A 9,448-nucleotide genomic window follows, 5' to 3' on the forward strand; every position below is an offset into this window, starting at 1 on the left:
GCCGGGGCACCGTGCGCGATCTCCGGAGAAATCGGGTCGGAGGCGGTCGGCAGCCCAGCAGACGGCGAATTCTCCGGAGTTACGGCTCGCGCCTCCGCGGCCGGCACGGCGGCGACCGCCGCGACCGAGGGGGCCGCGGCATCCGTCACCGCGACGGCCGCGTCGATCGGGGCCTCGCCCGCGGGCGGCCAGGGGTCGCCACCGGGCGTGCGCGGCAGCCCGCGGCGCACCGTGCGAGCGTAGGTCGCCACGCTCAGGCCTTCCGCGCCTCGAGGGCGCTGATCAGCTGGGGCACGACCGTGAACACGTCGCCGACGATACCGAAATCGGCGATGTCGAAGATCGGGGCGTCGCCGTCCTTATTGATCGCGACGATCGTCTTGGCGGTCTGCATACCGGCCTTGTGCTGGATCGCCCCGGAGATGCCGAGCGCGATGTACAGCTGCGGCGAGACCGACACCCCGGTCTGGCCGACCTGGTACGACTGGGGCACGTAGCCGGCATCGACGGCCGCGCGGGAGGCGCCGACCGCCGCGCCCAGCACATCGGCGAGCTGGTCGACGAGCGCGAAGTTCTCGCCCGAGCCGATGCCCCGGCCGCCCGAGACGACCTTGGCGGCGCCGCGCAGCTCGAGCCGGCTCGAGGTGGACTGCGCCGGCTCGACGGCGGTGACGGATGCCGCGGCCTTACCCGATGCGGCGACCTCGAGGGCGATGCTCTGGAAGGTCTGCGCCTCGGCGCGCGCATCGATCGCGCCCTGACGCACCGTGATGACCGGCGCGCCGAACGTGGCGGCCGAGTCGACGTTGTACGCGCCGCCGTAGACGGAGTGGTGGGCGACCACGCCCTCGGCGTCGCGCGAGACGCCGACCGCGTCGACGGCGAGCGCCGAGCGGGTGCGGGCGGCGAAGCGGGCGGCGGCGTCGCGGCCGTCGAGCGAGTGGGAGACGAGCACGGCGTCGGGCTGCACGAGCGCCGCGGCGGCGGCGAGGGCGTCGGCCACCTGCACCCCGACGGTGTCGGGGGTGGTCGGCACGGAGAGCACCGCGGTCGCCCCGAGAGCGGCGGCATCCGCTGCCAGTTCGGCGTTCTCGTGCACGACGAGCGCGACGGGGCTGCCCACCTGGGCGGCGGCGCCGAGGAGTCCGGCGGACGAGCTGGCGAGCTGACCCGACGGGGTCACGTCGAGCAGCACGAGGATGGTGTCGGGCGCGAAGTCGGTCATCGTCGTCTTCCTCAGGCCAGTCGGTTCGAGATCAGGTATTCGGCGAGCTTCGTGCCGGCGTCGCCCTCATCGACGATCTTGGTGCCGGCCGCGCGGGCGGGCTTCTCCGAGATCGCGATGACGATCGATCGGGATGCCGCGGCATCCGTCGCGTCGACGTCGAGGTCCGCGAGGCTCCAGGTCTCGTACGGCTTCTTCTTGGCCGCCATGATGCCCTTGAAGTTCGGGAAACGGGCGTCGGGCAGGCGCTCGGTGATGGAGATGACGGCGGGCAGGGTCGCCGAGACCGTGGTGGTCGCGCCGTCGATCGCCCGCTCGCCGGTGACGACGCCGTCGCCGATCTCGACCGTGCTGAGGCTGGTGGCCGCCGGCACGTCGAGCAGCTCGCCGAGCATCGAGGCGATGACACCGCCCGAGCCGTCGGTCGACTGGTTTCCGGCGATGACGAGGTCGAAGCCCGCCTTGCGCACGGCGGCGGCGAGCACCTCGGCGGTGAGGCCGAGGTCTGCGCCGAGCAGGGCCTCATCGACGACCTGCACGGCCGACGCCGCCCCCATCGCGAGGGCCTTGCGCACCGACGCGGTGGCCGACTCGGGGGTGACCGAGAGCACGACGACCTCGGTGCCCGGGTTCTTGTCGGCGTAGCTCAGCGCGACCTCGAGGGCACGCTCACCGATCTCGTCGATGACCGCATCGCTCGCGGCGCGATCCGCGAGCCCGGTCTCGAGAGACAGCTTGCGGTCACCGTAGGTGTCGGGGACTTCTTTGACCAGCACGACGATCTTCACGGGGCACTCCTTACGCCATCGCAGAGTCTAACGGAATCACGGCGAACGATGACACTGAGTCTCACCGATGATGGAACTCGGGCGCACGCTTCTCGCGGAAGGCGGCCATGCCCTCCTTCTGGTCCTCAAGCCCGAACAGCGAGACGAACACCCGGCGCTCGAACCGCAGTCCCTCGGTCAAGGTCGACTCGCGCGCGACGCGCAGCGCCTCCTTCGCTGCGTAGACGACCGGCAGCGACTTCGCCGCGATCTCGTCGGCGACCGTCTGAGCCACCTCGAGCAGCTCGGCGGCGGGAACGACCCGGGAGGCGAGGCCCGCACGTTCCGCCTCGACCGCGTCGATCGTGCGCGCCGTGAGCACGAGATCGGCCGCCTTGTACGCGCCGACCGCGCGCGGCAGCCGCTGCGTGCCGCCGAGGCCCGGAATCACGCCCAGGTTGATCTCAGGCTGCCCGAAGCGGGCGGTGTCGGCCGCGAGGATGATGTCGCACGTCATCGCGAGCTCGCACCCGCCGCCGAGGGCGAAGCCCGCGACCGCCGCGACGAGCGGGGTGCGCAGCTGCGAGAGGCGCTCGAGTCCCGCGAAGGGGTTCCCCTGCTCCATCTCCAGCGGCGTCTTGTCGGCCATCTCCTTGATGTCGGCGCCGGCGGCGAAGGCCCGCTCGGAGCCGGTGATGACGATGCATCCGATCTCCTCGTCGGCGTCGAAATCGGATGCCGCGGCCCCCAGCTCGCTCGCGAGCCGGGCGTTCAGCGCGTTGAGCGCCTGCGGGCGGTTCAGGGTGATCCACCCGACGCGCCCCCGGCGCTCCACCAGGATCGTCTCGTACTCGGCCATGGGTCCTCCCGTCTGCGGGGCACCCTCATCGGTGCGCGCACCTTCGATCCTGCCGCGCCGAACGTGGGATGGCGAGCGCCGATGAGCCATCGATGAGATGGTGCGGAATCGGGTCTCCGAAACCTGTGAACGAACTGATAGCGCAAGCCCCTATGATCGGCGCGATCGCGTGGGGCGGTTGTTGGGCATCAGCTTGTCCGTTCGCGACGGGGGTCGCGAAAGAGCGCGGCGGGGGCCGCACAAAGGGGTGGAACTCATGACTCGCAAGAGTGTCATGGGCTCGGTCGTCGCGCTCGGCGCGCTACTGGCTCTCTGATCGCGGCGGCGCCCATCGTGGCCGCGCCCGCACTGGCGCAGAACGCGGCGCCGTACCGGGATTGCACGGCGTTGCCGCCCAATCTCGTCGACAACTGCGGCTTCGAACAGGCGCCCGTCGGCGACGAGATCGTGCCGGGATGGGGAGTCACCTTCGGCGACGGATCGGAGCCGGCGCTCACGCTCGGCCCGACGACCGAGCTCCCGCATTCGGGCAGCGGGGTGCTCGTCTTCCAACCGGCGGGCGGGAACGACCCCGACACGGTCACGCAGTCGCTGCCCCACCTGCAGCCGTCGAGCACCTACCAGTTCGGCGTCTGGTGGTACGGCGGTGTTGTGACTCCGGAGTCCATCCCGGACAGTTCCGGCACCTTCGACGCCTACGTCGACGGGGTCGTCGGAGGCACGCAGTACGCCGTCAAGAAGACGAGCGAGGACACCTACGCTCCCGGGTGGAGCTTCAGCATGGTCAACTTCACGACCGCCGCCAGCGGCACGCCGCGCATTGTGCTGTCCGCCTCGGGGGCATCGACCTACGTGCGCGTCGACGACGTCGCAGTCGCCCAGGTGCCGTCGGCGCCTGTCGCGCCGACGAACGTCAGCGCGACAGCCGGCGATGCGTCCGCGACTGTCTCCTTCCACGCGCCCGCGAACACGGGCGGGCTTCCGATCACGGCGTACACAGTGACGTCCTCGCCCGGAGGATTGACGAGTGTCGGATGCACCAGCTCCCCCTGCACGGTGAGCGGGCTGACCAACGGCACACCGTACACGTTCACCGTCACTGCCTCGAACCTCGCAGGCACGAGTCCCGCCTCGAGCGCCTCGTCGTCGGTCACACCGGCGGCTGAGCAGTCGATCACTTTCGCGCAGCCGGAGACCCAGACCTACGGCACCCCGTTCACGGCGGTGGCCACGTCGGACTCCGATCTGCCGGTGACCTTCTCCAGCACCACGGACGCCGTCTGCACCGTCACCCTCTCGGGCGTCACGACGTTCCACGCGAACGGCACGTGCACGATCGACGCGGACCAGGCCGGTAACGACGCGTTCCTTCCGGCGACGACGGTCGAGCGCAGCTTCCAGGTGGACCCGGGCACGCCGGGCGCCCCGACCATCACCTCGGTGACCACGGCGTCGGGGTCCGTCACGGTGTCGTTCACTCCGCCGACCGAGACCGGCGGCAGCCCGATCGTCGGATACCTCGTCTCCGCGGGCCAGCGCTCCCAGGAATGCGATGCGTCCCCGTGCACCGTCAGCGGGCTCGTGAACGGATCCGCCTACGAGGTCTCGGTCGCCGCCCAGAACGAGCTGAACACCGGCCCCGCCGCGCAATACGAAGGAACCGTGACTCCGCTCGCCACGCAGACGATCGAGTTCGCGAACCCGGGCAGCCTTCCGTTCACGATGACGGCCAATCTCATGGCTCGAGCCACCTCGGACCTTCCGGTGACGTTCACGACACTCACCCCGGACGTGTGCACGGTGACCCGTGCGGGCGGACTGACTCCCGTGAGCGCGGGCGACTGCACCATCGCCGCGCACCAGGACGGCGATGACGCGACGGCGCCTGCTCCCGAGGTGGATCAGACGTTCTCGATCACGGCCGTCGCCTCCGACGCCGTGCGGTTGAGCGAGGGCTGGTCCGGCGACACGACCGTGAGCATCGCGTTCGCTCCTCCGGTGAACACCGGCGGCGCGCCGATCCTGTCGTACTCGGTGACCGCTCGCGGCGGCACGGCACCCGTCACGATCAGCTGCGCAGGGTCGCCGTGCACGATCACGGGCCTCGTCAACGGCACGGCCTACACCGTCGCCGTCGTCCCGGTGACGTCGGCGGGCAACGGAGCGTCCGTGTTCTACCGCGGGCGGCTCACGCCGCACGGCTCGCAGACGATCTCGGTCGTCGGCGCACCGGAGTCGGGGTACACCGGGACGTCCGTGACCCTCGCGGCCACCGCCACCTCGGGTCTCCCGGTGACGGCGGAGCTGGGCGACGCCGGCGACCCCGGAGCGTGCTCCGTCAGCGGACTCACCATCAGCCTCCTCACTCCCGGCACCTGTGTGGTCGGGCTGATCCAAGCGGGTGACGCGGCCTACAGCCACGCGGTCCCCGTGGTGGTGTCGATCGTCGTCACCACCGCACCGGCGTCGGCGCTCACCGTCCCCTCGGGCCCGGTGACGACGGGCAGCGACCAGACCTTCACCGCGTCCGGGCTGCTGCCCGGAACCGATGCGACGTTCGTGCTGCACTCGAACCCCATCGTGCTCGGTACCGTCACGGTCTCGTCCACCGGTGTCGCGACGCTCACGACCGCGCTCCCCTCGGGCGTGACGGGGTCGCACACGGTGATCGTGACGGGAACCTCGGCCGACGGCACCGCGGTGACGCTGTCCCAGGGCATCACCATCGCCGACCCGGCCGCGACGCTCCCGCGCACCGGCGCTCCGGACCTCTCGGGGCTGCTCGTCCTCGCCGGGGCAGCGCTGCTCGTCCTCGCCGGGGCAGCGCTGCTCGTCCTCGCCGGGGCAGCGCTGCTCGGCGGCGCCGTGCTGCTGTTGATGACGCGCCGGCGACGAGCGCACTGATGACATGACGAGGGGGTGGATGCCGCGGCATCCACCCCCTCGTCATGTCCACGTCAGTCGGCGGACTCCGCCTCGCGGCTCGCCGCCGCACGGTCGGCCGCCGAGGCGACGTAGCCGTCGATGTGCCGCTCGTCGGGACCGTTGTAGGCCGAGAGCGGACGGATGAGCGCGTTGGCGGCGGTCTGCTCGATGATGTGAGCCGTCCAGCCCACGATGCGCGCCGCGACGAACAGCGGCGTGAAGGTGAGGGTGTCGAAACCGATGAGGTGATAGGCCGGACCCGACGGGTAGTCGAGGTTCGGGTAGATGCCCTTGCGGGCCACGAACTCGCTCTCGAGAGTGTCGTAGAGCGCGGCGAGGTCACGGGCGTCGTAGTACTCCACGAGGTCGTCGAGGGCGGCCTTCATGGTCGGCACCCGCGAGTCGCCCTTCTTGTAGACCCGGTGCCCGAAGCCCATGATCTTGCGCTTCGCGGCGAGGGCCTCGTCGAGCCACGGGCCGACGTTGTCTGCCGTGCCGACCTCGTCGAAGATGTGCATGACGGCCTCATTGGCCCCGCCGTGCAGGGCGCCCTTGAGCGCACCGATCGCACCGACGACCGCCGAATAGAGGTCGGAGGTGGTCGACGTGATCACCCGTGAGGTGAAGGTCGAGGCGTTGAACGAGTGCTCCGCGTACAGGATCATCGACACGTTGAACGCCTCGACGACGATGTCGGCCGGCTCTTCGCCGAACGTCATCCACAGGAAGTTCGCCGCGTAGCCGAGGTCGTCCCGCGGCGGCACCGGCTGCTGACCGCGGCGGCGGCGCTGGTCGTAGGCGACGATCGCGGGGATCTTCGCGAACAGCAGCTGCGCCTTGGCGAGGTCGGCGGCGGGCGAGTTGTCGGATGCCGCGGCATCCTGCGCACCGAGGACCGACACCGCTGTGCGCACGACGTCCATCGGGTGGGACTCGAGCGGCAGCAGGTCGATCACCGTCTTCACGTCGGCGTCGAGCCCGCGGTGCGTGCGCTCGAACCCCTCGAATGCGGCGAGGGCCGCGGCATCCGGCAGATCGCCGTTCCACAGCAGCAGGGCGACGGACTCGAACGACTGGGTCGCCGCGAGCTCCTGCACCGGGTAGCCGCGGTACAGCAGGCTGTTGGTGTCGGGGTTGACCTTGCTGATCGCGGTGTAGTCGACCGTGACCCCGGCGAGGCCCTTCTTGATCTCGATCTCGGACATGTCTGCTCCTTCGCGGACGTCAGCGGGTGATCTGGAAGTTGAACACCGAGGTGTCGAAGTGGTTGTACTCCTCGTAGTCCACCAGGTCGTAGAGGTCGGCGCGATGCTGCATCTCGCCGAGCTTCGACGTGAGGTGGCCGTCGTCGACGAGGGTGTCGAGCGCACGGCCCGCGGCACCCATGGCGATGCGCAGCAGCGACACCGGCCAGATGACGATGTTCACTCCCACGTCCCGCAGCTGGTCGACGCTGAACAGGTCGCTCTTGCCGAACTCGGTCATGTTGGCGAGGATCGGCACGTCGACGGCGTTGCGCACCGCCTCGAACTCGCCGAGGTCGCGCATCGCCTCGGGGAAGATCGCGTCGGCCCCGGCGTCGACGAGCGCCTTGGCGCGGTCGATCGCGGCATGGAGCCCCTCGACGGCACGGATGTCGGTGCGCGCCATGATGAGGAAGTTCGGGTCACGACGGGCATCGGATGCCGCGCGGATGCGCTTGATCGCGGTGTCCTGGTCGACGACCGCCTTGCCGTCGAGGTGACCGCACCGCTTCGGGTTGATCTGGTCCTCGATGTGGGTGCCGGCGATGCCGGCGTCCTCGAGGGTCTGGATCGTGCGGGCCACGTTCATGGGCTCGCCGAAGCCGGTGTCGGCGTCGATGATCGCCGGCAGCTCGGTCATGCGGGCGATCTGCTGGCCGCGGCCGGCGACCTCGGTGAGGGTCGTGAGACCGATGTCGGGAAGCCCGAGGTCAGCGGAGAGCACCGCACCCGAGATGTAGACGCCCTCGAAGCCCTTGCGCTCGATGAGCCGGGCCGAGAGCGGGTTGAACGCGCCCGGGAACCGCAGCAGCTCGCCGGTGGCCAGCCGCTCGCGGAACAGGCGCCGCTTCTCGGCGGCGGGGGTCTGGCTGTACAGCATCAGAAGAGTCCCTTCGGGGCGGGGGCGGAGGCGAGCACGCCGGGGGCCGCGACGATCGACAGCTCGCGCACCTCGGCCGGGGTCAGCTCGGGCAGGCGCTCGGCGAGGTCGAGGAAGCGCTCGATCTCGTCGGGGGCGAGCACGGGCTCGGCGAGCATCCGGAACTTCGCGACGTAGTCGGGGCGGGTGAAGGGGCGGGCGCCGAGCGGGTGGGCATCGGCCACGGCGATCTCGTCGACGATGGTCTCGCCGTTCGCGAGGCGGATCTCCACGCGGCCGCCGAACGCCTTCTCGTCGGGGTCCTCCGAGTGGTAGCGGCGAGTCCACTCGGCGTCCTCAGCGGTGGTGACCTTGTGCCACAGCGCCACCGTGTCAGGGCGGGCCGCGCGCGCCGGCAGGTAGGAGTCGACGTGGTGCCACGCGGCATCCTGCAGTGCGACCGTGAAGATGTAGGGGATCGAGTGGTCGAGGGTCTCGCGGGAGGCCGCAGGGTCGTACTTCTGCGGGTCGTTCGCGCCCGAGCCGATCACGTAGTGCGTGTGGTGGCTGGTGTGCAGCACGATCGCCTCGATGTTCTCGGGGTCGCGCAGCTCGGGCCGCGCGGTGCCGAGCTTGCGGGCGAGGTCGATCCACGCCTGCGCCTGGTACTCGGCGGAGTGCTCCTTCGTGTAGGAGTCGAGGATGGCCCGCTTCGCCTCGCCGCGGTCGGGGAGCGGCACGTCGTAGGCGGCATCCTTCCCGTCGAGGAGCCATGCGATCACGCCGTCCTCGCCCTCGTAGATCGGCGCCGGGCTGGTCTCGCCGCGCATCGCGCGGTCGACTGCCTCGACGGCCATCTTGCCGGCGAAGGCGGGGGCGTGGGCCTTCCACGTGGAGATCTCGCCCTTGCGGGACTGCCGGGTCGCGGTGGTGGTGTGCAGCGCCTGGCCGACGGCCTGGTAGATCGTCTCGACCGGCAGGCCGAGAAGGGTGCCGATGCCGGCCGCAGCGGAGGGGCCGAGATGGGCGACGTGGTCGATCTTGTGCTTGTGCAGCGAGATGGCGCGCACGAGGTCGATCTGGATCTCGTAACCGGTGGCGATGCCGCGCAGCAGCTGTGCACCGGTCGCGCCGACGTGCTGGGCGACGGCGAGGATCGGCGGGATGTTGTCGCCGGGGTGCGAGTACTCGGCGGCGAGGAAGGTGTCGTGGTAGTCGAGCTCGCGCACCGCGACCCCGTTGGCCCAGGCCGCCCACTCGGGGCTCGTCGTGCGCTCGAGGGCGCAGCCGAAGACCGTGGAACCCGGGCCCGACACGGACACCGGGTGATCGAGCGCCTGCTGGCGGGCCGCACTCACCGGCCCGCGGGTGAGGGATGCCGCGGCCACCGCGGCGTTGTCGATGATGCGGTTGATGATCATGTCGGCCACCTCGTCGGTGACAGCGACCGGGTCGGCGGCGACCTCGGCGATCTTCCAGGCGAGTTGGTCGGTGCGGGGAAGCTCCTCGTCGCTGCGGTAGACGCGGACGTGGTGGGTGACGGTCATGCTGCTCCTTGATGGGCGGGGT

The 9,448-nt window shown here is 70.6% G+C and carries 7 protein-coding genes and 1 pseudogene; 1 reads left to right on the forward strand and 7 read right to left on the reverse strand.

Translation table 11 applies throughout. From position 1 onward, the window contains the following. The 4 genes and pseudogenes from RR49_RS00475 to RR49_RS00490 form a co-directional block, all read right to left on the reverse strand. A pseudogene (locus RR49_RS00475) lies at window positions 1-251 on the reverse strand (cytochrome b/b6 domain-containing protein); the annotation flags it as partial. A gap of 2 nt (window positions 252-253) precedes the next feature. After that, window positions 254-1,225, reverse strand: coding sequence for an electron transfer flavoprotein subunit alpha/FixB family protein (locus RR49_RS00480; RefSeq protein ID WP_045245785.1), 972 nt, complete (start codon window positions 1,223-1,225; stop codon window positions 254-256). Between the two features lie 11 nt (window positions 1,226-1,236). Continuing rightward, window positions 1,237-2,013 (reverse strand): electron transfer flavoprotein subunit beta/FixA family protein, encoded by a 777-nt coding sequence (locus tag RR49_RS00485; protein WP_045245787.1) that lies wholly within the window; start codon window positions 2,011-2,013, stop codon window positions 1,237-1,239. Between the two features lie 61 nt (window positions 2,014-2,074). Continuing rightward, complete coding sequence (locus RR49_RS00490; protein WP_045245788.1) at window positions 2,075-2,851, reverse strand: enoyl-CoA hydratase-related protein; 777 nt, start codon at window positions 2,849-2,851, stop codon at window positions 2,075-2,077. A 333-nt stretch (window positions 2,852-3,184) separates the two neighbouring features. Between RR49_RS00490 and RR49_RS15005 the strand changes: the two genes are divergently transcribed. Beyond that, a complete protein-coding gene (locus RR49_RS15005) occupies window positions 3,185-5,755 on the forward strand; it encodes a fibronectin type III domain-containing protein (protein WP_048809498.1) in 2,571 nt (856 codons plus the stop codon). A gap of 53 nt (window positions 5,756-5,808) precedes the next feature. Here RR49_RS15005 and RR49_RS00500 read toward each other — a convergent pair whose 3' ends face one another. From RR49_RS00500 to RR49_RS00510, 3 genes are read right to left on the reverse strand one after another with little or no spacing between them, the layout of a single operon-like run. Continuing rightward, window positions 5,809-6,981, reverse strand: coding sequence for a bifunctional 2-methylcitrate synthase/citrate synthase (locus RR49_RS00500; protein WP_045245789.1), 1,173 nt, complete (start codon window positions 6,979-6,981; stop codon window positions 5,809-5,811). Window positions 6,982-7,000: 19 nt separating this feature from the next. Beyond that, complete coding sequence (gene prpB / locus RR49_RS00505) at window positions 7,001-7,900, reverse strand: methylisocitrate lyase (protein ID WP_045245790.1); 900 nt, start codon at window positions 7,898-7,900, stop codon at window positions 7,001-7,003. Beyond that, on the reverse strand, window positions 7,900-9,426 hold the full coding sequence (locus tag RR49_RS00510; RefSeq protein WP_045245791.1) for an MmgE/PrpD family protein: 1,527 nt from the start codon (window positions 9,424-9,426) through the stop codon (window positions 7,900-7,902). Before RR49_RS00510 ends, prpB begins: the two co-directional genes overlap by 1 nt. Window positions 9,427-9,448: the final 22 nt, after the last annotated feature.

It is taken from the genome of Microbacterium ginsengisoli, assembly GCF_000956535.1.
Taxonomy (GTDB): domain Bacteria; phylum Actinomycetota; class Actinomycetes; order Actinomycetales; family Microbacteriaceae; genus Microbacterium; species Microbacterium ginsengisoli.

Bases quoted from the DNA above. Each gene is read 5' to 3' on its own strand.
- RR49_RS00490 (WP_045245788.1), bottom strand. From the start codon at position 2,851: ATGGCCGAGTACGAGACGATCCTGGTGGAGCGCCGGGGGCGCGTCGGG.
- prpB (WP_045245790.1), bottom strand. From the start codon at position 7,900: ATGCTGTACAGCCAGACCCCCGCCGCCGAGAAGCGGCGCCTGTTCCGC.
- RR49_RS00510 (WP_045245791.1), bottom strand. From the start codon at position 9,426: ATGACCGTCACCCACCACGTCCGCGTCTACCGCAGCGACGAGGAGCTT.
- RR49_RS00480 (WP_045245785.1), bottom strand. From the start codon at position 1,225: ATGACCGACTTCGCGCCCGACACCATCCTCGTGCTGCTCGACGTGACC.
- RR49_RS00500 (WP_045245789.1), bottom strand. From the start codon at position 6,981: ATGTCCGAGATCGAGATCAAGAAGGGCCTCGCCGGGGTCACGGTCGAC.